Source organism: Gordonia sp. YC-XJ4 (genome assembly GCF_059511865.1).
This window is the reverse complement of the sequence record NZ_CM183447.1, coordinates 5,712,754-5,733,218: the sequence shown is the minus strand read 5'-3', so window position 1 is coordinate 5,733,218 and position 20,465 is coordinate 5,712,754. Positions and strand designations below refer to the sequence as shown.

Sequence of the window (20,465 nt, the reverse complement as noted above, 5' to 3'; positions counted from 1 at the left end):
TCCATCTGTGCCGAGCTCACTTGGCTAGCCTAGGACGTGAGCAGCACGCCCGCCAATCAGTACATCGTGAAGGAGTTGGGTCAGTGGGTCAGATTTCCGCCAGTCAAACGACAGAGGTGGCCGCGTCCCCGGATGCCGTGATCGGCGCGCTCGCCGACTACGCCGACACCCGCCCGGCGATCCTGCCCGAGCAGTACCGCGACTACCAGGTGATCAGCGGCGGCAACGGCGACGGCACCGTCGTGCACTGGATTCTGCAGGCGACCTCCAAGCGCCAGCGTGACGTCAAGGCCACCGTCTCCGTGACACCCGGCGCCGGGAGCGCAGCGAGCGGGCCGAACGCCGCAGCCACGATCACCGAGAAAGACGAGAATTCGTCGATGGTGACCACCTATCAGGTGTCGCCGGCCGGCTCGGGCAGCAAGGTCACCACCACGACCACCTGGAACAGCAACGCCAGCGGCATCGGCGGCTTCTTCGAGAAGACCTTCGCGCCCAAGGGACTCGCCCGCATCCAGGCCGCCCTGCTCGCGAATCTCAAGACGCGGCTGGAGAAGTAGCCCGCCGCGGTGGGCCGCCGGACCGGGAGACATCGCGGTCGCGCACGGCCGGCACCGCTGCCGCCGCGCGATGGCGTCGACGCCACTCGTGTGGTGTTGCGGTCGGGGCCGGAATCGACCGTCGGTGACTGTCTGCGGGCCACGCCGTCGTTGCAGGAGCTGACCGACGCCGACCTCGCCGATCGTGCGCAGCGGGGAGAGATCGTCGACGCCGAGGGCCGGCCGCTGACGCTCGAGCAGCCCGCGCGTGTCAACACGTCGGTCTACCTCTATCGCGACCTGCCCGACGAGATCACGATTCCCTTCGATCTGCCGATCCTGTATCGCGACGAGAACATCGTCGTCGTCGACAAACCGCATTTCCTCGCGACGATGCCGCGCGGGCAGCATGTCACCCAGACCGCGCTGGTGCGGTTACGCCGCGCACTCGGCACCGATCTCGTCGCCCCCGCACATCGGCTCGACCGCCTCACCGCGGGCGTGCTGCTGTTCACGCTGCGACCCGAGGTGCGTTCGGCCTACCAGGACCTGTTCGCGCAGCGCAGGGCCGAGAAGGAGTATCGGGCGCTCGCCCCGGCAGCGGGGATCGCCGACACCCGGGTGGTCCGCAATCGGATCGAGAAAACTGCCGGTGACCTGCGGGCACGCGTCGTCGACGGCCCGGTGAACGCGATCAGTGAGATCACCGAGATCGAGCAGACCGCGAGCGGGTCGGTGTATCGGCTGGTCCCGCATACCGGCCGCACCCATCAGCTGCGCCTGCACATGGCGCTGCTCGACGTGCCGATCGTCGGCGACCCGCTCTACCCCGAGGTCCGGCCCGACGTGGCCGGGCGCCCCGAGCACGGGGACTTCTCCGAGCCCCTTCGACTCGTCGCGCACAGCTTGTCGTTCGTCGATCCGTTGACCGGGCAGCACCGTCGATTCGAAACCCGCCGCACCCTCACCGAGGGTCACCACTGACCACCGCGGGAACTGGTTACGCTGTCCCCGTGACCATCCTCGCCTCCTACGAACGCCACCCCGACCTGGGATGCGAGGCCGTGGTGTTCATCGACGACGAATCGATGGCCTGCTTCCAGATCCAACGCGAACTTGTCGGCGGGGACCGCGCGGGCGACCGGTACTGCATCTCCACCGGTGCCAGCGCCCCGATCTACGATGCGATCCGGCAATGGCGTCGCATCGAGCACAATCGCCTCGAGTTCGCCCTCACCCCTCGTGCAAGCCGGCTCTTCGGTGACGAGGAGCTGTCCTTCGAGATCACCCCGGTCGGCGACGACACCGTCGACGACATCGTGGCCCACGTCGAGCGTCTGTTGCGCTGAGTCCGGCGCGGGAGGCGAATACAGATTCCACCTGAGCGGGTCGGCGACCCGACTTTTCGGGTTTTCGGCTCGCTGCGGTGGAATCTGTATTCGTGATCCGGTCCGGCCCGGCACGCGCGCCCCGTCGGCACCGCCGACTACCCTGGGGCCCGTGAATCAACCTTTCGATCCCAGCGCACTCTTCGGCGGCGGTGCCGGCGGCGACAACCCGATGGCCGGGTTGCTGCAGCAGGCCCAGCAGATGCAGGCCAAGCTGCTCGAAGCACAGAACGAGATCGCGGCGACCGAGGTCACCGGCACCGCGGGCAACGGTCTGGTGACCGTGACCGGCAACGGGACCGGTGAGATCACCGCGGTCACCATCGACCCCAAGGTCGTCGACCCCGACGACGTCGAGACCCTCCAGGATCTGCTGCTCGGCGCACTCGCCGACCTCTCGAACAAGCGCGAGGAACTCGCCGGCGAGAAGATGGGACCGCTCGCCGGAGGCCTCGGTGGCGGACTGCCCGGCCTGGGCTGAGGTACGACGCACCGATGTACGAGGGCCCCATCCAGGATCTGATCGACGAGCTCGCCAAACAACCCGGGCTCGGCCCGAAGGGTGCCCAGCGCATCGCGTTCGCGCTGCTGGCCGGCGAGAAGAAGGAGATCGACCGGCTGGTCGCGGCTCTCATCCAGGTCCGCGACAACGTCACCTTCTGCGCCGAATGCGGCAACGTCTCGGCCAACAATCTCTGTCGGATCTGCTCGGATGCCCGACGTGACGCGACCAAGATCTGCGTCGTCGAGGAACCCAAGGACGTTCACGCGATCGAGCGCACCAAGGAGTTCCACGGCCGCTATCACGTCCTCGGCGGCGCACTCGACCCGCTGTCGGGGATCGGCCCCGACCAGTTGCGCATCCGCGAGTTGCTGCGACGGCTCGCCACCACCGCCGACGGCACCGACGTCACCGAGATCATCGTGGCCACCGACCCCAACACCGAGGGCGAGGCCACCGCGACGTACCTGCTGCGGATGCTCAAGGACTTCCCGGGGCTGTCGGTGACGCGTCTGGCGTCGGGGCTGCCGATGGGCGGCGACCTGGAGTTCGCCGACGAACTCACCCTCGGCCGTGCGCTGTCGGGCCGCCGCATCCTGGCATGACGATGACCGCGCCCACCCTGTCCACCGATCTCGACGCCCGGCTCGATGACCTCGCCGCGGAGATGATCTCCGGGATCGTCGCCATCGACGGCCCGTCCGGCGCGGGTAAGTCGACCGTCGCCGACGCCCTCGTCGCCCGCCTGCGGGCCCGCGGTACCGGGGTGGTGCTCGTCCGCACCGATGACTTCGCCACGTGGGACAACCCGGTCGCGTGGTGGCCGGAGCTGGAAAGCGATGTGCTGCATGCCTTTGTGCGTCGGCACGATTACCGCTATCGGCCACGGGAGTGGGTCGACGGTGTGCCGCAGCTCGGTGGTCGGGTGTGGGTGCGGTGGGAGCCGCTGCTGGTGATCGAGGGCGTGTCGTCGGCGCGGCGTCGCATCGCCGACCGGCTCAGCCACGCCCTGTGGCTCGACGGCGGCGACGCCGACGCGCGGCTCGAACGCGCCGTCGCCCGCGACGGTGAATCCTCGCGCCCCCTGCTGCAACGATGGCAGCAGTTCGAGCGCGGCTGGTTTGCCGTCGATCGCACCCGCGAGCGCTGCAAGGTCCTCGACTGAGCTCGGCTCGGTGAGTACCGCATGGCCCGACGACGATCCCGATACCGCGATCTCGCCGACCTCGACGCTGCGCTGATCGACTGTCGTGCCTGCCCTCGTCTGGTCGCGTGGCGCGAGAAGGTGGCGCGGGAGAAACGTGCCGCCTTCGCCGACTGGGACTATTGGGGACGACCCGTCCCCGGGTTCGGGCCCGGCGACTCCCGCATGCTCATCCTCGGGCTCGCGCCGGCCGCGCACGGCGCCAATCGCACCGGCCGCATGTTCACCGGGGACCAGAGTGGTGACGTGCTGTTTCGCGCGCTCTACGACGTCGGACTCGCCTCGCAACCGACCGTCGTCTCCGCCGACGACGGGATGGAGCTGTTCGGGGTACGCATGACCGCCCCGGTGCATTGCGCTCCGCCGCAGAACAAGCCGACCACCACCGAGCGCGACCGATGCGCCCACTGGTTACGTGCCGAGCTGGACCTCCTGGCGCCCACGGTGCGCTCGGTGATGGTGCTCGGCGGCTTCGGATGGCAGGTGGGGCTGCGGACGTTCGAGGAACTCGGCTGGCAGATCGACCGTCCCCGACCGAAATTCGGCCACGGTGCGCGTACGGTCATCCGTCGTGACGACGGCGCCGAGCTGACGGTGTTCGCCAGCTATCACGTCAGCCAGCACAACACGTTCACCGGGCGGCTCACCCCGGCGATGCTGCGGGCGGTGATCGTCGAGGCCGCCCGGTACGCCGGATTGCCCGCGCGCGACCGCACTCTCGGGTGAGCCGGCCGTCGGCTGAGCCGTCGGTCACGTGGGCTGTCGATCAGTGGGTGTCGAGATCGATCTCGTAGTGCACGAATCCGGTGTCGGTGGCGACGGCGTCGTAAAGTCTTCGCGCAGTGGCGTTGTGCTGTTGGGTCAGCCAGTAGACCTTCGTGAGTCCGGCGTTGCGTGCCGCGTCGCAGACGTGGTCGATCAGGGCGCGCCCGACGCCGGACCCGCGGCTGTCGGGGGCGACGAACAGATCCTCGAGGTAGCAGTAGCCGGTGCGGCTCCAGGTCGACGGATGGGCGAGCCAGTGGACCAGACCGATGGCGCGACGCTGGTCGTCACGTGCGATCGCACCGTGGATACCGTCACCGGAGACGATGCGCCGGAACGTGATTGCGGTGATCTCGGGATCCAGGTCGGTCTCGTAGAAGCGCAGATAGGCGTCCCAGAGTGGCAGCCAGTCATCGTGATCGTCGGCGCTGCAGGGCGAGATCGTGGTCATGGCGACACAGTACGTCGGGCTGCGGATTCCCGACATCCGCCGTCGTCGTGCGGCGTAGGGTGAGGCCATGTCCCAGCGTGGTGATCAGGTGTGCCGGTGCGGTCATCCGCGGTCGGCGCACGACCATCTGCGCGCGGGCACCGACTGCGCCCTGTGCGGGGCGTCGGGCTGCTCGCGGTTCCGCCGGCCCCGCTTCTGGCATCGGCGCGGACCGGGTGCGGCCGACGGCTCAGCGCCGGGCGGCGGCGAGTCGCTCGGAGCGCAGCCGGTTAACCTCTGGGAGGTCCAGCGGCGCAAGCGAATCGGTCCCGATCGCCCGGGCGAGGAGAAAATCGGCTAGCTCAGGGTTGCGCGCCAGCGCCGGGCCGTGCAGGTAGGTGCCGATCACCGAGCCGGCGACCACACCCTCGGTGCCGTCGCCCACGCCGTTGCCGACGCCGTGACGCACCCGCCCGAGCGGGGTGGCATCGGCCCCGAGAGTACTTCCGCCCCTATGGTTTTCGAATCCCGACAACGGCTGGGTGAGTCCGGGCAACACCGGGTCGGTGACGAGCTCGCCGATGCTGCGGGTCTGCTGCGGTGCGGTGGTGAGGTCGAACAGCGAGATGCCGTCCACGCGTTCGCCCGCCGACGTCTCGTACCAGTGGCCGAGGACCTGGATGGCCGCGCAGATCGCCAGCACCGGACGGCCTGCTGCCGCCGCACGCTGCAGCCCCGGATAGCGGGTGAGGTGCCGGGTGGCCAGCCGCTGCGCGTAATCCTCGGCGCCACCGAGGGTGTAGACGTCGAGTGAGTCGGGGACCTCGTCGTCGAGGGTGATCGAGATGATCTCGGCGTCGATGCCCCGCATCCGGGCCCGCTGCCGCAGCACCAGTGCGTTCCCGCCGTCACCGTAGGTGCCCATCACGTCGGGGAGCACCAGCCCGATGCGCAGTGTCGAGTCGCTCATTTGCGTTCCTCCCGTACGCGTTCCATCGCGGTGCCGAGATCGCGGAAGGCGGTGTAGTTCGCCAGGACCTCGACGCGTCCCGGGGGACATGAGGCGATGGCCTTCATCGGGTCGGCGATGGTGGTGTGCTCGGCGCCCGCGTAGAGCAGCCGCACCGACAGGTCGGCGGCGCGTTCGCCTGCGGCGACCACCGTCATCGTCTCGAACGCCTCGAACCGCACATCCCACAGCCAGGAGAGATCCTCACCGTCGGGGACCTGGCCGTTGACGGCGATGACCAGTCCGTCGGCGTCGTGGTCGATCATCGACAGCGCTTCCTGCCAGCCGGCCGGATTCTTGGCCAGCAGGGTGCGCACCGAGTGGTTGCCGACCTGATGGATGCCGTAGCGTCCGGCGACCTCGCCGACGGTCTGCACCGCCGCCACCGCCTCGGCCGGGTCGGCGCCCATCGCGACGGCCGCAGCGACCGCCTGCGCCGCGTTGCCGCGGTTGGCGCGGCCCGGGACAGCGAGCGTCATCGGCGCGATGAACCCGTCGGGGCCGTAGATGTTGTCGTCGTCGACCCACCAGTCGGGGGTGGGGCGCCGGAAGTTCTCGTCACCGGTCGAATACCAGTCGATACCGCCGGGTGGTATCGACGGTCCGTCGCTGGAGTCGGCGGTGGCACGCGCGATGGGTTCGCCGGTGCGCGGACAGCTCACCGAGTCGCCGACCCAGCTCGACCCGGCCGCCACCCACACCACCTTCGGCGCATCGAAGGCAGCGGAGGTGACCAGGACGTCATCGCAGTTGGCGACGACGATCGTGTCGGGGTGGCGGGCGATGCCGGCGCGCAGGGCGCGTTCGATCATGTTGATCTCCCCCACCCGGTCGAGCTGATCGCGCGAGAGATTCAGCATCACCACCACCTCCGGATCGGTGGCGTCGGCGACGTGCGGGACGTGCAATTCGTCGACCTCGAGTGCGCAGATCGGCGCCGAACGTTGCAGGCTGAGCGTGGCGATGATCCCGGCGTCCATGTTGGCGCCGTCGGCCTGGGTGGCGACCTCGCCGAGTTCGGCGAGCGCCGCCGCGGTCATCCGCGTCGTCGTCGACTTGCCGTTGGTACCGGTGATCAGCGCCGTACGCTTGCCGGCCGCCAGGCGGGTCATGATCTGCGGGTCGATCTTCTCGGCGACCAGCCCGCCGATCATCGAGCCCTTGCCGCGTCCGGCGGTGCGGGAGGCCCAGCGGGCGGACGCGGCGGCGGCCAGGGCCAGCGAGGTGCGCAGCGGAACTCGGTCGGACATGGGGACGAGTCTGGCACAGGGGCGTCGGCGGTGCCGCCGGACCTCGGCGGGGTACCCTCGCGGCCGTGAGTAGGGCCACAACGCTGACGATTCCGCTTCCGTTCCGCGCCGTCCGTTCGGTGATGCGCCTCGGCGGACACCTGCCGCCGGGTCTGCTGGGCGTTGCCTCCCGGATCTGTCCGGTGAACTCCGACGGCGAGCACATCGCCCCGGAGATGTTGGCCGCCGGTGTCGCCACGCGACTCATGCCCGGCGGCGACATGAGCGGCGCGACCGTCGAGCGCGCCCGCCACAACCTCGAGGTGAATTCGGCCATCTCCGCCGAGCGGACCCCGCCGCTGGCGGTCGTCGAGGATCTGGTGATCGACGGGCCGGGCGGCGACCTGCCGGCCACCCGCTACCGCGCCGAGGTCTCCTCGACGGGGCTGGTGCTGTTCTTCCACGGTGGTGGGTTCTCGCTGGGGAGTCGGGCCACCCACGACGCCTACTGTCGGCGACTGGCCCTCGACACCGGCGTCGACGTCCTATCCGTCGAGTACCGGCTCGCCCCCGAGTATCCGTTTCCGGCGGCCGTCGACGACGCCCTGGCCGCGTGGCGCTTCGCGGTGAGTGCGGCCCCGCGCTGGGGTGTCGACACCGATCGCCTCATCGTCGCCGGCGACAGCGCAGGCGGGAACCTGGCCGCGGTGCTCTCCCAACTCGTGCGCGGCGAGGAGGTGACGCCGCGTCTGCAGCTGCTGCTGTACCCGGTCACCGACATGACGCGATCCGGAGGTTCGCGGGAGGAGTTCGCCACCGGCTACTTCCTCACCGCCGAGCGCATCGAGTGGTTCACCGAGCGCTACGTCCCGGCCGGCGTGCCGCGCAGTGATCCGCGGATCTCCCCGCTGCTCGCCGACGACCTCACCGGACTGCCGCCCGCCCATGTGGTGGTCGCCGGCTTCGATCCGTTGCGCGACGAGGGCATCGCCTACGCCGACGCCCTCTCCGGCGCCGGAGTGCGTACCTCGTTGCAACGCGAGTCGGGCATGATCCACGGCTTCGTGAACATGCTCGGCTTCAGTCCCGCTGCCCGACAAGCGGTCTCGGGGATGCACGACGTGGTGCGTGGGGTGCTCTGACAGAGGTCGCCCCCGCGCCGGCCCGCACCCTCGACCGCGGCGCCGCCAACACCCCGGCGGCGCATCCGGCGATGACCAGTGCGGCACCGGCGATCTCGACCCCGCTCGGCACCTCGCCGAGCAGTAGCCAGGCGGCGCTGATCCCGACCACGGGTACCAGCAACGACAGCGGCGCGACCCGGCTGGCCTCGTACCGCTTCATCAGCATCGTCCAGAGCCCGGACCCGGCGATGGTGCCCAGCAGCACGACGTAGGCGAGGCCGGCCAGCGCGATCAGCCCGGACGACGACCCCAGCGTCGTCAACGACGTCAGGTCGGCGCGAGGGCCTTCGGTGGCAAAGCTCAACGCCAGGAACGGGATCGGCGGTACCACCGACATCCACAGTGTCATCCGCAGGGCGTCGTCGGGTTGGGCCAGGCGGCTGCCGATGTTGCCGAACGCCCACGACAGGCCCGCCAGCACGGTCAGCACCATCGGGACGACGATGCCCACACCGATCGACGAATGTCCGGCGCGGTCGACGCCGATGACGACGATCCCGGCGACGGCGATCGCGATGCCGACGATCTGCGCGGGCACCAACCGCTCACGAAGGAAGAACACGCCCAGCAGCACGGTGAACGGCGCCGAGGTCTGCAGGACCAACGAGGCCAGCCCGGTGGGCATCCCGAGGTTCATGGCGAGGAACAGGAACGCGAACTGCCCGAACCCGAAGCCCACTGCGTACAGCAGGAACCATCGCATCTGCACGCGCGGGAACTTCACGAACAGCACCACCGGGACGGCCATCACCGCGAACCGCAGAGCCGCGAAGAAGAACGGCGGGAAGTGGTCGAGACCGACGCGGATGGCGATGAAGTTGAGGCCCCAGAGGACGACGACGGTGAGGCCGAGCAGGCGATCGCGAGTGGTCATGAGTCCATCGTCGGGCCGACTTCGATGAAGAACAATCGAATTCTTTTGCATTGACTGTTCGGAATCACTTCAGTATCTGCGCAGTCTCGAGGACTGATGCTGATCAAGCATTAATCCATGTGTAATCGGTGTTGGACAGGCATCGCCGCAGGCCTCTAGCGTCTGTCGTGTGAGGTGACTCACTGAGGGTCACGCTGGTTGTATAGGTCGCAGCGCAGGGTTTCGTCCCCGACGGCTGCCAGATCGGAAAGGAGTGGGCGATGTCGTTCACTCGCACCCACGGCGCCGCGGTTGACCGCGCGGTCGCCAAGTTCTATCGGCGGGTGGTGCCGCTGTTCATCGTCATGCTGATCTGTAATCAGCTCAACCGCGCCAATATCGGGTACGCCGCCGAATACCTGCACACCGACGTCGGGATCGGTGCTGCCGCCTACGGATTCGGTGCCGGCGTGTTCTTCATCGCGTACGCCATCTTCGAACTGCCCAGCAACATGATGATGGAGAAGTTCGGGGCGCGGATCTGGTTGACCCGCATCATGATCAGCTGGGGTGTCATCTCCGCGGCCATGATGTTCGTACAGAACGAGATGATGTTCTACATCCTGCGCTTCTTGCTCGGCGCCGCCGAGGCCGGATTCTTCCCCGCCGTCATTTTCTACCTCGCCAAGTGGCTGCCCAACAGTTCCCGAGGTCGCGCCACAGCACTGTTCGTGGCGGGTTCGTCTCTCGCCGCAGCTATTTCGGGCCCGGTGTCCGGGCCGCTGTTGTCGATGCACGGGCTGCTCGGACTGCACGGGTGGCAGTGGCTGTTCCTCATCGAGGGTTCGTTGTCGGTGGTCGTGGGCATCATCGCCTACTTCTTGCTCAACTCACACATCTCCGATGCGAAGTGGCTGTCCACCGAAGAACGCGACGCGCTCTCGTCGACGATCGCCGAGGAGGAACGTCGCAAGGCGGCCGGTTCGGGTGTGGCGCACAAGACCTCGCGGTGGAGCATGCTGGCCGATCGGCAGCTCATCATCTTCTGCGTCATCTACTTCGCCATCCAGCTGTCGATCTATGCCAACACCTTCTGGCTACCCTCGATCGTGCGACGTATCCAGGGCACCAACGACGTCACCGTCGGGCTGCTGTCGTCGCTGCCGTGGATCTGTGCGGTCGTGGCCATGTATGTCTCCTCGCGCATCGGGGACCGCACCGGCAATCGCCGCCCGCTGCTGGTGATCGCGTTGCTGGTGGCCGCAGTGGGCACCTACGCCGCAGCCGTCGTCTCCCCGTGGCCGGCGCTGGTGTTCCTGTGCATCGCCGCCATGGGCTTCAAGAGCGCGAGCCCGTTGTTCTGGTCGATCCCACAGTCGACCTTGCACCCGATGGTGCTCGCACCGGCGATCGCGATCATCAACTCCCTGGGCAACCTGGGCGGTTTCGTCGCGCCCTTCGGCTTCGGTCTGGTCAAACAGGCCACCGGACAGGTCACCTGGGGTCTCTACGGTCTGGCCATCGCCTCGGTCATCGCCGCGATCCTGGTGTTCTTCCTGCGCCGCCCGACTCCCGAGTCGGAGGCTTCGGTGAATACCGACGTCCTCACCGACACGCCGGCGGTGACCCCCACCGCCGCCAACGCCGTGGCCACCCGCGCGGCGGAGAACAAGACCGCGCACGGTGTGGACCGATGACCACCGCCGTCGCTGCCACCCCGTCGCCCAAGGAGCGCCCGATGTCAAGCCACACCACTCCCGTCGTCGCCGAGATGGCCGTTTATCCGGTTGCCGGACGCGACAGCATGCTGCTCAATCTCAGCGGCGCCCACGCCCCGTACTTCACCCGGAACCTGGTGGTGCTCACCGATTCCGACGGCCGCGTCGGTGTGGGCGAGGTACCCGGCGGCGAAGCCATCCGTCGTACCCTGCAGGACGCGCGTGAGCTGGTGATCGGATCGTCGATCGGCCGCTACCACGCCACGCTGGGTGCCATCCGGACGACCTTCGCCGGACGCGATGCCGGCGGCCGGGGAGCGCAGACCTTCGATCTTCGGGTCACCGTGCACGCGGTCACCGCGATCGAATCGGCGTTGCTCGACCTGCTCGGTCAGTACCTCGACGTTCCGGTGGCGGCGCTGCTCGGTGACGGCCAACAGCGAGATCGGGTGCAGGCGTTGGGATATCTGTTCTTCGTCGGTGATCGCACCAAGACCGACCTGCCCTACGCCGCGCCTTCCGACGAGCCGACCGACGCCGACGACTGGATGCGCCTGCGTCACCAGGAGGCGCTGACACCCGAGGCGGTGGTCGCCCTCGCCGAGGCCGCCCACGCGCGATACGGATTCGCCGATTTCAAACTCAAGGGCGGTGTCCTCGCCCCGGTCGAGGAGGCCGCCGCGGTGCGCGCGCTGCACGAACGCTTTCCCGACGCACGAATCACCCTGGACCCCAACGGTGGTTGGCTGTTGCGGGAGGCCGTCGACATCTGCCGTGACCTCACCGATGTCCTGGCCTACGCGGAGGACCCGGTGGGACCCGAGGGATCGTTCTCCGGCCGTGAGGTGATGTCGGAGTTCAAGCGTGCCACCGGTTTACCGACCGCCACCAACATGATCGCGACCGACTGGCGGGAGTTGGGTCACGCCATCCGCTCCGGAGCCGTCGACATCCCGCTCGCCGACCCCCACTTCTGGACGATGAACGGCTCGGTCCGCGTGGCACAACTGTGCGACGCGTGGGGACTGACGTGGGGATCGCACTCCAACAACCACTTCGACGTGTCGCTGGCAATGTTCACCCACGTCGCCGCTGCCGCGCCCGGCACCATCACCGCGATCGACACCCACTGGATCTGGCAGGACGGTCAGCGCCTCACCACCGAGCCCCATGCGATCACCGACGGATTTCTCACCGTCGGTGACAAGCCCGGGCTCGGCGTCGAACTCGACATGGATCGGGTCGAGGCGGCGCACGAACTCTACCGCCGCGAGGGCCTCGGAGCGCGCGACGACGCCGTCGGAATGCAGTACCTCATACCCGGATGGACCTTCGACAGCAAGCGGCCCGCACTGTGCCGCAACTGAATCCGATATGGCGCGGCTAGTCCCATTCCTGCGTGGGCAGGACGTCGGCGAGCATCCGCGCCAGCGCCGGGTTGGTGTTGTCCGACCGCCACGCCGCGTGTAACCGAACCGGCCGCTCGCGGACGGCGGTGACCGGTCGGAACACCACTCCTTCGGGCCGCATCGTGGCCGCCGACTCGGGTACGAGCGCCATGCCGAGCCCTGAACGTACGAGCACCAGCATGGTGTGGATCTGCGTCACGTACTGCACGTGGCGAGGGGTCGCACCGACCGCGGTGAACGTGCTGATGAGCAATTCGTGGAAGTAGCGGGCGTCGACCGGGGAGTACATCACCACTTCACGCCCGTCGAAATCCTCGATGGTCAGCTCGTCGGCGTCGGCGAGGTCGTGATCGTCGGGCAGCGCGGCGATCAGGCGTTCGTGGTGCAGTGGCCTGCTGCTGACACCGGGCCTGCCCGGGCCCGGACGGACCAATCCCAGATCCAGTTCGCCGCCGGTCAGGGCTTCCATCTGGGCGTCGGTGACCATCTCGCGGAGCACGATCTTGACGTCGGGCAGCACTCGTCGGGCGGTGTCGAGGAGTCGTGGCAGGACGGCATGAGCGGATGCCCCGGTGAATCCGACGATGACGGTGCCCAGGTCGCCCGCCGGGATGCGCTTGACCATCAGGGAGGCGCTCTCGGCGAGCCGGACGATGCGGCGTGCCTCGGGGAGGAAGGCGTGTCCGGCGGCGGTCAGGGTGACGGTGCGGCTGGTGCGGTCGATGAGTTGCACGCCGAGCTCGTGTTCGAGTTGCTGGATCTGGCGGCTCAGCGGCGGCTGGGTCATGTGCAGTCGTTCGGCCGCCCGGCCGAAATGCAGTTCCTCGGCGACCGCGATGAACCCCGTCAGGCGCGACAACGCGAACATTGATCCACTCTCCACATGACAAACCCGTACCGTGATACCCGATTCGGATATCACGGTACGGGTTCGTCGATCGGCACGGGCCGGGTCAGGCGCCGACCTCAGCCGCCATCGCCCCGGCGAGCGCGGCACGCCCGGCTGCGGTGATCGCTGCCAGCTCGTCGAGATGAGCCGGGCTCGGATCGACCAGAGGTGCGCGCACCGACCCCGCGGGGATGCCCTCGAGCGTGACGCCTGCCTTCACCAACGACACCGCGTACCCGGGAACGCGATTGCGCAGACGGACGAGCGGATGGAAGAACGTACGCAGCAGATCGTCGGTGAGCGCGGTGTCACCGGATTCCAGCGAGTGGTAGAAGGCCAACGCCAGTTCCGGGGCGAAGGCGAAGGTCGCCGATGAGTACAGCGTCACGCCGATTGCGCGGTAGGCCTGCTGGGTGATCTCGGCGGTCGGCAATCCGTTGAAGAACAGGAACTCCTTGCCGGAGCCGACGAGTGAATCGGTCACCGCACCCACGATGCGTGCCATGGTGTCGAGGTCTCCGGTGCCGTCCTTGAGGCCGATGACCGTCGGCAGCGCGGCCACCTCGACGGCGGCCTGCTCATCGAAGACGGCGTTAGCCCGGTTGTAGACGATCACCGGTAGATTCGTCTGCGCCGCAACCTGTGTGGTGTAGGCGACCAGTCCGGCCGGCGGCATCGTCACCAGGTACGGCGGCAGCAGCAGCAGTCCGTCGGCGCCCTGATCTGCCGCGGCGGCGGCGAATTCCTTGGCCTGCACGAGGGAACCACCGGTGCCGGCGAACACCGGTACCCGACCGGCGACGACGTCGACGGCGCACCGCACGATCCGGGTGAACTCGGCGAGTCCGAGAGCATGGAATTCGCCGGTGCCGCAGGCGATGAACACCCCGCCGGGGCCGGCTGCGACACCGCGCTCGACGTGCTCGGCGAGTCGGTCGTAGTCGACCTCGCCGTCGGCGTCGAAAGGGGTGACGGGAAAGAACAGAACGCCGTCGAGCATGTCAATCTCCTTGTGGTGAAGGGAAAACCGGTGTGGAATCAGTCGCGGGTGAGTGCGCCGTCAATGCGCCGCCAGATGTTCTGCGGGTTGCCGTCGGCGATCGCGCCGGGCAACAGTGCGGCGGGAACGTCCTGGTAGGCGACCGGCCGCAGGAAGCGTTCGATGGCGCGTGAGCCGACCGAGGTGCTCCGTGCGTCCGACGTCGCCGGGAACGGCCCACCGTGAACCATGGCGTGGCCCACCTCGACGCCGGTTGGCCAGCCGTTGAACAGGATTCGGCCCGCAGTGCGCTCCAGGGTCGGCAGCAGGGCGCGCGCCGCCTCGAGGTCGGCGTCGTCGGCGTGGACGGTCGCGGTGAGCTGGCCGTCGAGACCGGCCGCCACCTCGGCGACCTGCGCGGTGTCGCGGCACTTGACCACGATGCTCGACGCCCCGAATACCTCCTGGCGCAAGGACTCCGACGAGAGAAAGGTGTCGGCGTCGGTGGAGAACAGCGCGGCACGGCACGCGTGGGGCGAGTCGGTGTCGAGGCCACGCGCCTCGACGGTGGCAACGCGTCGGAGGTCGTCGACGCCGGCACGATAGCCGGCCGCGATCCCCGGACTGAGCATCGTGGCCGGAGAGGTTGCGGCGACGGCGCTGGCAGCGGCGGAGATGAAGGTGTCGAGGTCGGGGCCGTCGACGGCGATCACGACTCCGGGGTTGGTGCAGAATTGGCCGGCACCGAGGGTCAGGGAGCCGACGAATGCGGCGCCGAGATCGGCTGCGCGGGTGGCGAGAGCGGCGGGGAGCGGGAACACCGGGTTGATCGAACTCATCTCCACATACACCGGAATCGGGCGCGGGCGACCCTGGGCGGCCGCGACGAGCGCCAGGCCCGCGCCGCGGGAACCGGTGAAGCCGACGGCCTGGACACGCGGGTCGGTGACGAGGGCGATTCCGAGGTCGGGTCCGTCGCCGTAGAGCAGCGAGAACACCCCGGCCGGCATGCCGGTGTCGCGTGCGGCGTCGGTGATGGCGCGGCCGACGAGTTCTGAGGTGCCCGGGTGCGCGTCGTGGGCCTTGACGATCACCGGGCATCCGGCGGCGAGCGCCGAGGCGGTGTCGCCACCGGCCACCGAGAAGGCGAGCGGAAAGTTACTGGCGCCGAACACGGCGACGGGCCCCAGTGCGACCTTGCGCTGTCGAATGTCGGCTCGCGGCAAGGGCGTGCGGCCGGGGAGGGCGGGATCGATCCGCGCGCCCTGCCAGCTGCCCTCGCGCAGGGTGTCGGCGAACAACCGGAGCTGGCCGCTGGTTCGAGCGACCTCGCCGGTGAGTCGCGCTGCAGGAAGCCCGGTTTCGCTGCCGGCACGGGCGACGAGGTCGTCGGTGAGTGCGTCGAGTCGTTCGGCGATCCGCTCCAGGAAGGCTGCGCGCTCGGTGGCGCCGGTGCTCCGGTAGGTGTCGAACGCGGCATCGGCCGCGATCGAGGCCGATGTCACGTCGGTGGCGGAGCCGTACCGGTAGCTGGGCTCGAGGTGTTCGCCGGTGGCCGGGTCGATGGCACTGATCGTTGCCCCGCCGCCGGTCACGAGTTCGCCCGCGATGATCATCTGGCCGGTCAGCGTGGACTCGGTCGGCGTGGACTCGGTCGGCGTGGACTCGGGTGCAATCGTGGATTGTGGGGCCATGTCTCGACGGTAGGACCCGGATCAATACATGTCCAAGACCACTTTGGGACCGATCAATGCCGAATGGGTATCAGTCATCGCCGAACGGTGGAGCTACCGCCATCCGAGTGCCGGTGCCACGTCCTTCAGGATCGCCTCGATGACATGCGCGTTGTACTCGACGCCGAGTTGATTCGGCACCGTCAGCAGCAGGGTGTCGGCGGCGGCGATGGCCTCGTCCTCCCGGAGCTGTTCGATGAGCTTGTCGGGTTCTTCGGCGTAGGACTTGCCGAACCGCGCGATACCGCCATCGATGTGACCGACCTGGTCGGAGCTGTGCCGGTCCCGGCCGAAGTAGGCCCGGTCCATGTCGTTGACCAATGGGAAGATACTGCGGCTCACCGATACTCGTGGCTCACGCTCGTGTCCGGCGAGCTTCCAGGCGTCGCGGAACCGCTGGATCTGTTCGGCCTGGAGTTGGTGGAACGGCACTCCGGTGTCCTCGGTGAGCAGCGTCGACGACATCAGGTTCATGCCCTTCTCCGCGGTCCACTCGGCTGTCGCGCGCGTGCCCGCACCCCACCAGATGCGATCGCGCAGGCCCGGTGACTGGGGTTCGATGCCCAGCGGTCCCGGCGGGTTGGGGAACATCGGCGATGGATTCGGCTCGGCGAAGCGCGCACCATCGATGACCTGGAGGAACACGTCGGTGTGCGAGCGCGCCATGTCGGCGTCGGTCTCGCCGTCGGCGGGAACGTAGCCGAAGTACTTGTAACCCTCGATCACCTGCTCGGGGGACCCCCGGCTGATGCCGAGCTGGAGTCGTCCGCCGGAGATCAGATCGGCCGCGCCGGCGTCCTCGGCCATGTACATCGGGTTCTCGTACCGCATGTCGATGACGCCGGTGCCGATCTCGATGGTCTCGGTTTTCGCGCCGATCGCGGCGAGCAGCGGAAACGGCGAACCGAGTTGCCGTGCGAAGTGGTGCACGCGGAAGTAGGCGCCGTCCGCGCCGAGTTCTTCGGCCGCGACCGCGAGGTCGATGGATTGCAGCAGGGTGTCCGCGGCCGAGCGGGTCTGCGAGCCGGCCGACGGGGACCAATGTCCGAAGGAAAGGAAACCAATCTTCTTGCTCATGACACCAGTTAACCGGACTTGGGTCCGCTTTGTTCCACCAGGTCGGCGAGGCGTGCAAGATCGGCCGCGACCGTCGCGGCGTCACGGTCGAACTCTTCGTCGGTGAGGTCGAGTTGGCGCAGGGTGAAGACCACTTCCGAGCCGTCGGGGTGGGCCAGCACCCGCACCGGATTGGTGACCGTCGACCCCGTCGGAAGGGTGACGTCGTGGTCGATGACCCCGTAGTCGTTGGGCGGGACAAAGCGCACCGTGACGGTGCCCATCGGGGATTCGACGAGGAGGTCGTCGCCACGGCGCGTGACCGGTGCCTGCGCCAGCCCCGACGCCCAGAGCGCCAGGTTGCCCGGGTCCGACGCGAACTCGTAGACCTGATCCGGCGAGGCGGCGATGACGTGACTCACGTGGCGACTACGCATTCATCCATCATGCGTGCCGGGTCCGACATGCGTGGAGCTTCCCTGACGTGGGATCTCACCGTCATAGGATCGCGCCATGGAGGTTCGCCGACTGCGGTTGCTGCGCGAGTTCGCCGATCGCGGCTCGATCGGCGCGGTCGCCGACGCGCTGCACATGACGCCGTCGGCGGTCTCGCAACAACTCAAGGTGCTCGCCGAAGAGGCCGGCGTGGCGCTGCTCGAACCGGATGGCCGACGCATCCGCCTGACCGGGGCGGGCCACGCGCTGGTGCTGCGCGCCGATGACGTCATCGCCGCGGTGGAGCGAGCGCAGGAAGAGATGGCGTCGTACCGATCCGGTCACGCCTCGGTGCGTCTGGCGATGTTCCCGTCGGGCGCGACGCTGCTGCTTCCTGACGTGCTGACGCGGGCCGCCGAGGCGGGAATCGACGTGCACGCCTTCCACCTCGATGTCGGATATCCGGAGGCCGCACCGGGTTTGGCCGATTTCGACATCGTCGTCACCCACCGTGACGAGCGGATGCCCGCGCTGACCGATCCGCGGGTCGCGGTCACCGAGCTGATGCGCGAACCGCTGGATGTGATCGTGGCGCGCACCTCGGATCTCGCCGGCCAGCGGCGGGTCGCGGTCTCCGAACTCGCCGACCGCGACTGGATCAGCGTGGAGGGCGGATTCCCGGTCGATGATGTGCTGCAATCGATCTCGGCGCTCACCGGCGTGGCACCCCGGGTGATCCAGCGGATGCTGGATTTCACGACGATCGAGGCGCTCGTCGCCGCCGATCACGGGATCGCCCTGATGCCGCGGCATGCGGCCCGGCAGCCCGACGTGGTCGCGTTGGAGCTCAAGGGAGTTCGTGCGGCGCGGGTGTACGAGGCATTCACCCGGCCGCATCCGCGCGCCGCGATCGCCTCGGTCGTCGACGACCTGCGCTCGGTTGCCGACGCCGTGGCCCGCTGAACGGCTCGCCCCGCTCAGCTGCCGGTGTGCCGGTCGTACTCATTCAGGCGGCGTTGCCCATCGTCTGCAATTGCGATGGCGTGCCGTTGAATCGGTTGAGATCGACCGGCGTCGGAATGCCGGGTAGCTGGCCGGAATCCGTGTACTGCCAGAACGTCCAGGTGCTCCAGCCGCCGTGCGGCATCTCCGGTGCGGCCTGGCCGTTGTAGGACGCGATCCACAGCGGGTGGTCGGCGAACTCGGTGGTGCTGCCCATCGCGGTGTCCCAGAACTTCGGATAGGTGTACAGGATCGTCTTGCGCCCGGTCAGCGACTCCAGGGTGGCGAAGAACTCGCGCACCCATGCGGCGAGGTCCGTCGGATTGAGCCCGCCGGAGTTCTCCAGGTCGAGAACCGGTGGGAGATCCAGCATTCCGTTCTGTCCGAGCACGACCCCGGCGTAGAAAAGTGCTTGCGCGGCGGCCGACTGCGAGGGGTCGGCGTAATGATAGGTGCCGCGGATGAGGCCGGCGGCACGCATGGTGAGGCTGTCGGGAACGAAGTACGGATTGACATAGTTGAGGGATTCGGTCGCCTTCACCATGGCGATCTGCTGGCCGGCGGCGCGCACCGCGAACCAGTTGATCAGCGACACGTTCGGATGCTGGTAACTCGACACGTCCGGCCCGACCGACGGGGCCGCGGTGGCCGGCGCAACGGTCAGTGAGCCGGCGACACCCACCACCGTCGCGACGGTGGCGGACATGACAAGACGACGGCGCATCATGCGCCCCAGGATAGGTCTGCTCGTATCGGTTTACACCTCATTCGTCACTTCTGTAACACACTCGTGGCCGCATGCTCCCGTAACGGTCAAGTCCGGCAGGGGTTTTGACCGAGTTGGGTGGATAGGAGGGTCTCGAGGCCTCGTCGCTGGCGCTCGTCGGCACCTCGACCATCGGCTAGGGCGCCGCCGAAGCGGGGGTGTTTCCCCACCAGGGGGCGGTTGGCAGGGCGTTTCCCACCCGATGGTCGAGGTGTGAGGCGCGTGCGCCGAGCCTCGAGACCGCTTGTGGCAGTGCTGGTTCCGGACCAGGCGGACTACCAGGTCGGATGCTCGCGATAGAAGTCCAGGTGTGCCCGCGCGGCGGAATCCCAGGTGAGGGATCGGGTCAGGACGCGGCCGGCGTCGACGCGCGAATCGGGATCGGCGAGAGCGGCGGCGAGGTGGTCGGCGAGGTCGGCAGGATCGGTGGCATACCGCACGGTCTCACCGAACACCTCACGGAGAATCGGCAGATCACGGGCGACCACGGGACGGCCGGCAGCCAGTGCCTCCATGGCGGCCAGCCCGAATCCCTCCTTGGTCGACGGGAAGGCGAAGGCGTCACACGCGGCGACCAGCGGTGGCAACACGTCGTCGGCGACCGCCCCGAGGACGACGGGCTCGACCCCGAGATCGTGTGCTCGCCGATCGAATTCCGCACGGTAGTTGCGGTAGTCGAAAAGCGTTTCACCGCCGGCGAAGACGAGCGACAGGCCCGGAACGCGAGCCCGCAGCACCGCAAATGCCTCGACGAGATCGATACTGCCCTTGCGGGGTTCGATGCCACCGACCGCCAACACGAAGGGGCCCAGCCGATCCCGCCATCCTTGCCGAGCGGCCGTTGCCGCCGGGTCTGCACCCGCCGCGACCGAGAACCGATCGTGGTCGACCCCGTTGGGAATCACCGTGGGGTGCAGTCCCCATCCCGCTCGCACCTCCTCGGCGACCGATCGTGACACGCAGATCCGCGCATACGGGTTGACGACGGCCTTCTCGTGGCAATCGACGAGGATCGGGGTGGTGAATTGGTCGAGATGATGAATCGTGCGGATGCAACGTCCGACGGCGTTGGCGCTGATGCAGTCCTGGGCGTGCACGATGTCGGTGCCGGTGGCGTCGAACTGTTCACGCATCGTGGTGATCGACCGCATGATCCGGTCGGTGATGGACTCGTTCTCACGATCGGGAAACGGGATGAGACGCAACGCGACCGACGGATTCACGGCTCGGAAGAATCCCTCGTCGCCGCCCCGCGCCAACGACCACACCGTCACCTCGGCGCCCTGATCGACCAGTGCCTCGGCGAGATTGAGGGTGTGGACCACCCCGCCACGCGGCTTGGTCGAATAGGTCAGGAGCGCGATGCGCATGGAGT

The 20,465-nt window shown here is 68.3% G+C and carries 22 protein-coding genes; 11 read left to right on the top strand and 11 right to left on the bottom strand.

The features are described 5' to 3' along the window. Positions 1 to 83 precede the first annotated feature (83 nt). The 7 genes from AC5ZH6_RS25725 to AC5ZH6_RS25695 all read left to right on the top strand — a co-directional run bounded on the left by AC5ZH6_RS25725 (position 84) and on the right by AC5ZH6_RS25695 (position 4,359). A complete protein-coding gene (locus AC5ZH6_RS25725; protein ID WP_006371653.1) occupies positions 84 to 560 on the top strand; it encodes an SRPBCC family protein in 477 nt (158 codons plus the stop codon). A gap of 9 nt (positions 561 to 569) precedes the next feature. Then, positions 570 to 1,523, top strand: a complete 954-nt coding sequence (locus tag AC5ZH6_RS25720) for a pseudouridine synthase (RefSeq protein ID WP_006371652.1) — start codon at positions 570 to 572, stop codon at positions 1,521 to 1,523. A gap of 29 nt (positions 1,524 to 1,552) precedes the next feature. After that, positions 1,553 to 1,888 carry a hypothetical protein gene (locus AC5ZH6_RS25715; RefSeq protein ID WP_006371651.1) on the top strand — a complete coding sequence of 112 codons (336 nt, stop codon included), beginning with the start codon at positions 1,553 to 1,555 and terminating at the stop codon, positions 1,886 to 1,888. 151 nt (positions 1,889 to 2,039) lie between these two features. After that, a complete protein-coding gene (locus tag AC5ZH6_RS25710) occupies positions 2,040 to 2,408 on the top strand; it encodes a YbaB/EbfC family nucleoid-associated protein (protein ID WP_006371650.1) in 369 nt (122 codons plus the stop codon). A gap of 14 nt (positions 2,409 to 2,422) precedes the next feature. After that, positions 2,423 to 3,034 (top strand): recombination mediator RecR, encoded by a 612-nt coding sequence (gene recR, locus AC5ZH6_RS25705; protein ID WP_006371649.1) that lies wholly within the window; start codon positions 2,423 to 2,425, stop codon positions 3,032 to 3,034. Positions 3,035 to 3,036: 2 nt separating this feature from the next. Continuing rightward, positions 3,037 to 3,594 carry a uridine kinase family protein gene (locus tag AC5ZH6_RS25700; RefSeq protein WP_006371648.1) on the top strand — a complete coding sequence of 186 codons (558 nt, stop codon included), beginning with the start codon at positions 3,037 to 3,039 and terminating at the stop codon, positions 3,592 to 3,594. A gap of 21 nt (positions 3,595 to 3,615) precedes the next feature. After that, positions 3,616 to 4,359, top strand: a complete 744-nt coding sequence (locus AC5ZH6_RS25695) for a uracil-DNA glycosylase (RefSeq protein ID WP_014361845.1) — start codon at positions 3,616 to 3,618, stop codon at positions 4,357 to 4,359. A 40-nt stretch (positions 4,360 to 4,399) separates the two neighbouring features. Here AC5ZH6_RS25695 and AC5ZH6_RS25690 read toward each other — a convergent pair whose 3' ends face one another. The 3 genes from AC5ZH6_RS25690 to AC5ZH6_RS25680 form a co-directional block, all read right to left on the bottom strand. Continuing rightward, positions 4,400 to 4,849: a GNAT family N-acetyltransferase gene (locus AC5ZH6_RS25690; RefSeq protein WP_244421183.1), complete on the bottom strand. Its 450-nt coding sequence runs from the start codon at positions 4,847 to 4,849 to the stop codon at positions 4,400 to 4,402. Between the two features lie 229 nt (positions 4,850 to 5,078). Next, positions 5,079 to 5,798, bottom strand: a complete 720-nt coding sequence (locus AC5ZH6_RS25685) for a type 1 glutamine amidotransferase (RefSeq protein ID WP_006371645.1) — start codon at positions 5,796 to 5,798, stop codon at positions 5,079 to 5,081. Then, positions 5,795 to 7,087 carry a MurT ligase domain-containing protein gene (locus tag AC5ZH6_RS25680; RefSeq protein ID WP_006371644.1) on the bottom strand — a complete coding sequence of 431 codons (1,293 nt, stop codon included), beginning with the start codon at positions 7,085 to 7,087 and terminating at the stop codon, positions 5,795 to 5,797. Before AC5ZH6_RS25680 ends, AC5ZH6_RS25685 begins: the two co-directional genes overlap by 4 nt. 65 nt (positions 7,088 to 7,152) lie before the next feature. Between AC5ZH6_RS25680 and AC5ZH6_RS25675 the strand changes: the two genes are divergently transcribed. Further along, positions 7,153 to 8,208: an alpha/beta hydrolase gene (locus AC5ZH6_RS25675; RefSeq protein WP_006371643.1), complete on the top strand. Its 1,056-nt coding sequence runs from the start codon at positions 7,153 to 7,155 to the stop codon at positions 8,206 to 8,208. Here the strand turns inward: AC5ZH6_RS25675 and AC5ZH6_RS25670 are convergent. Beyond that, positions 8,147 to 9,124 (bottom strand): EamA family transporter, encoded by a 978-nt coding sequence (locus AC5ZH6_RS25670; RefSeq protein ID WP_006371642.1) that lies wholly within the window; start codon positions 9,122 to 9,124, stop codon positions 8,147 to 8,149. The genes AC5ZH6_RS25675 and AC5ZH6_RS25670 overlap by 62 nt on opposite strands. A gap of 260 nt (positions 9,125 to 9,384) precedes the next feature. Here AC5ZH6_RS25670 and AC5ZH6_RS25665 point away from each other — a divergent pair, with 260 nt between their 5' ends. Both AC5ZH6_RS25665 and AC5ZH6_RS25660 read left to right on the top strand, forming a co-directional pair. Continuing rightward, the gene (locus AC5ZH6_RS25665) at positions 9,385 to 10,800 is read left to right on the top strand and encodes an MFS transporter (RefSeq protein WP_006371641.1); all 1,416 of its coding nucleotides are present in this window, start codon (positions 9,385 to 9,387) and stop codon (positions 10,798 to 10,800) included. Next, positions 10,797 to 12,188: an enolase C-terminal domain-like protein gene (locus tag AC5ZH6_RS25660; protein ID WP_006371640.1), complete on the top strand. Its 1,392-nt coding sequence runs from the start codon at positions 10,797 to 10,799 to the stop codon at positions 12,186 to 12,188. The genes AC5ZH6_RS25665 and AC5ZH6_RS25660 overlap by 4 nt, the downstream gene beginning before the upstream one ends. 16 nt (positions 12,189 to 12,204) lie before the next feature. On the opposite strand, the gene AC5ZH6_RS25655 is transcribed toward AC5ZH6_RS25660, so the two are convergent. The 5 genes from AC5ZH6_RS25655 to AC5ZH6_RS25635 all read right to left on the bottom strand — a co-directional run bounded on the left by AC5ZH6_RS25655 (position 12,205) and on the right by AC5ZH6_RS25635 (position 17,324). Further along, entirely contained in the window at positions 12,205 to 13,098 is an 894-nt protein-coding gene (locus AC5ZH6_RS25655) for a LysR family transcriptional regulator (protein WP_006371639.1), read from the bottom strand. 85 nt (positions 13,099 to 13,183) lie between these two features. Then, the gene (locus tag AC5ZH6_RS25650; RefSeq protein ID WP_006371638.1) at positions 13,184 to 14,119 is read right to left on the bottom strand and encodes a 5-dehydro-4-deoxyglucarate dehydratase; all 936 of its coding nucleotides are present in this window, start codon (positions 14,117 to 14,119) and stop codon (positions 13,184 to 13,186) included. Positions 14,120 to 14,157: 38 nt separating this feature from the next. Further along, entirely contained in the window at positions 14,158 to 15,792 is a 1,635-nt protein-coding gene (locus tag AC5ZH6_RS25645; RefSeq protein WP_006371637.1) for an aldehyde dehydrogenase (NADP(+)), read from the bottom strand. A 93-nt stretch (positions 15,793 to 15,885) separates the two neighbouring features. Beyond that, positions 15,886 to 16,908, bottom strand: coding sequence for an LLM class flavin-dependent oxidoreductase (locus AC5ZH6_RS25640; RefSeq protein ID WP_006371636.1), 1,023 nt, complete (start codon positions 16,906 to 16,908; stop codon positions 15,886 to 15,888). A gap of 8 nt (positions 16,909 to 16,916) precedes the next feature. Further along, entirely contained in the window at positions 16,917 to 17,324 is a 408-nt protein-coding gene (locus tag AC5ZH6_RS25635; RefSeq protein WP_006371635.1) for an SRPBCC family protein, read from the bottom strand. Positions 17,325 to 17,400: 76 nt separating this feature from the next. On the opposite strand from AC5ZH6_RS25635, the gene AC5ZH6_RS25630 reads away from it, so the two are divergent. After that, the gene (locus AC5ZH6_RS25630) at positions 17,401 to 18,285 is read left to right on the top strand and encodes a LysR family transcriptional regulator (protein WP_006371634.1); all 885 of its coding nucleotides are present in this window, start codon (positions 17,401 to 17,403) and stop codon (positions 18,283 to 18,285) included. A 43-nt stretch (positions 18,286 to 18,328) separates the two neighbouring features. On the opposite strand, the gene AC5ZH6_RS25625 is transcribed toward AC5ZH6_RS25630, so the two are convergent. Beyond that, positions 18,329 to 19,030 (bottom strand): glycoside hydrolase family 25 protein, encoded by a 702-nt coding sequence (locus AC5ZH6_RS25625; protein WP_006371633.1) that lies wholly within the window; start codon positions 19,028 to 19,030, stop codon positions 18,329 to 18,331. A gap of 335 nt (positions 19,031 to 19,365) precedes the next feature. Next, on the bottom strand, positions 19,366 to 20,460 hold the full coding sequence (locus AC5ZH6_RS25620; protein ID WP_006371632.1) for an MSMEG_0565 family glycosyltransferase: 1,095 nt from the start codon (positions 20,458 to 20,460) through the stop codon (positions 19,366 to 19,368). Between the last annotated feature and the right edge of the window lie 5 nt (positions 20,461 to 20,465).

Coding starts and splice junctions, on each gene's coding strand:
- recR (WP_006371649.1), top strand. CDS start 2,423: ATGTACGAGGGCCCCATCCAGGATCTGATCGACGAGCTCGCCAAACAA.
- AC5ZH6_RS25700 (WP_006371648.1), top strand. CDS start 3,037: ATGACCGCGCCCACCCTGTCCACCGATCTCGACGCCCGGCTCGATGAC.
- AC5ZH6_RS25695 (WP_014361845.1), top strand. CDS start 3,616: ATGGCCCGACGACGATCCCGATACCGCGATCTCGCCGACCTCGACGCT.
- AC5ZH6_RS25690 (WP_244421183.1), bottom strand. CDS start 4,849: ATGACCACGATCTCGCCCTGCAGCGCCGACGATCACGATGACTGGCTG.
- AC5ZH6_RS25685 (WP_006371645.1), bottom strand. CDS start 5,798: ATGAGCGACTCGACACTGCGCATCGGGCTGGTGCTCCCCGACGTGATG.
- AC5ZH6_RS25680 (WP_006371644.1), bottom strand. CDS start 7,087: ATGTCCGACCGAGTTCCGCTGCGCACCTCGCTGGCCCTGGCCGCCGCC.
- AC5ZH6_RS25670 (WP_006371642.1), bottom strand. CDS start 9,124: ATGACCACTCGCGATCGCCTGCTCGGCCTCACCGTCGTCGTCCTCTGG.
- AC5ZH6_RS25665 (WP_006371641.1), top strand. CDS start 9,385: ATGTCGTTCACTCGCACCCACGGCGCCGCGGTTGACCGCGCGGTCGCC.
- AC5ZH6_RS25660 (WP_006371640.1), top strand. CDS start 10,797: ATGACCACCGCCGTCGCTGCCACCCCGTCGCCCAAGGAGCGCCCGATG.
- AC5ZH6_RS25655 (WP_006371639.1), bottom strand. CDS start 13,098: ATGTTCGCGTTGTCGCGCCTGACGGGGTTCATCGCGGTCGCCGAGGAA.
- AC5ZH6_RS25650 (WP_006371638.1), bottom strand. CDS start 14,119: ATGCTCGACGGCGTTCTGTTCTTTCCCGTCACCCCTTTCGACGCCGAC.
- AC5ZH6_RS25645 (WP_006371637.1), bottom strand. CDS start 15,792: ATGGCCCCACAATCCACGATTGCACCCGAGTCCACGCCGACCGAGTCC.
- AC5ZH6_RS25640 (WP_006371636.1), bottom strand. CDS start 16,908: ATGAGCAAGAAGATTGGTTTCCTTTCCTTCGGACATTGGTCCCCGTCG.
- AC5ZH6_RS25635 (WP_006371635.1), bottom strand. CDS start 17,324: ATGCGTAGTCGCCACGTGAGTCACGTCATCGCCGCCTCGCCGGATCAG.
- AC5ZH6_RS25630 (WP_006371634.1), top strand. CDS start 17,401: ATGGAGGTTCGCCGACTGCGGTTGCTGCGCGAGTTCGCCGATCGCGGC.
- AC5ZH6_RS25625 (WP_006371633.1), bottom strand. CDS start 19,030: ATGTCCGCCACCGTCGCGACGGTGGTGGGTGTCGCCGGCTCACTGACC.
- AC5ZH6_RS25620 (WP_006371632.1), bottom strand. CDS start 20,460: ATGCGCATCGCGCTCCTGACCTATTCGACCAAGCCGCGTGGCGGGGTG.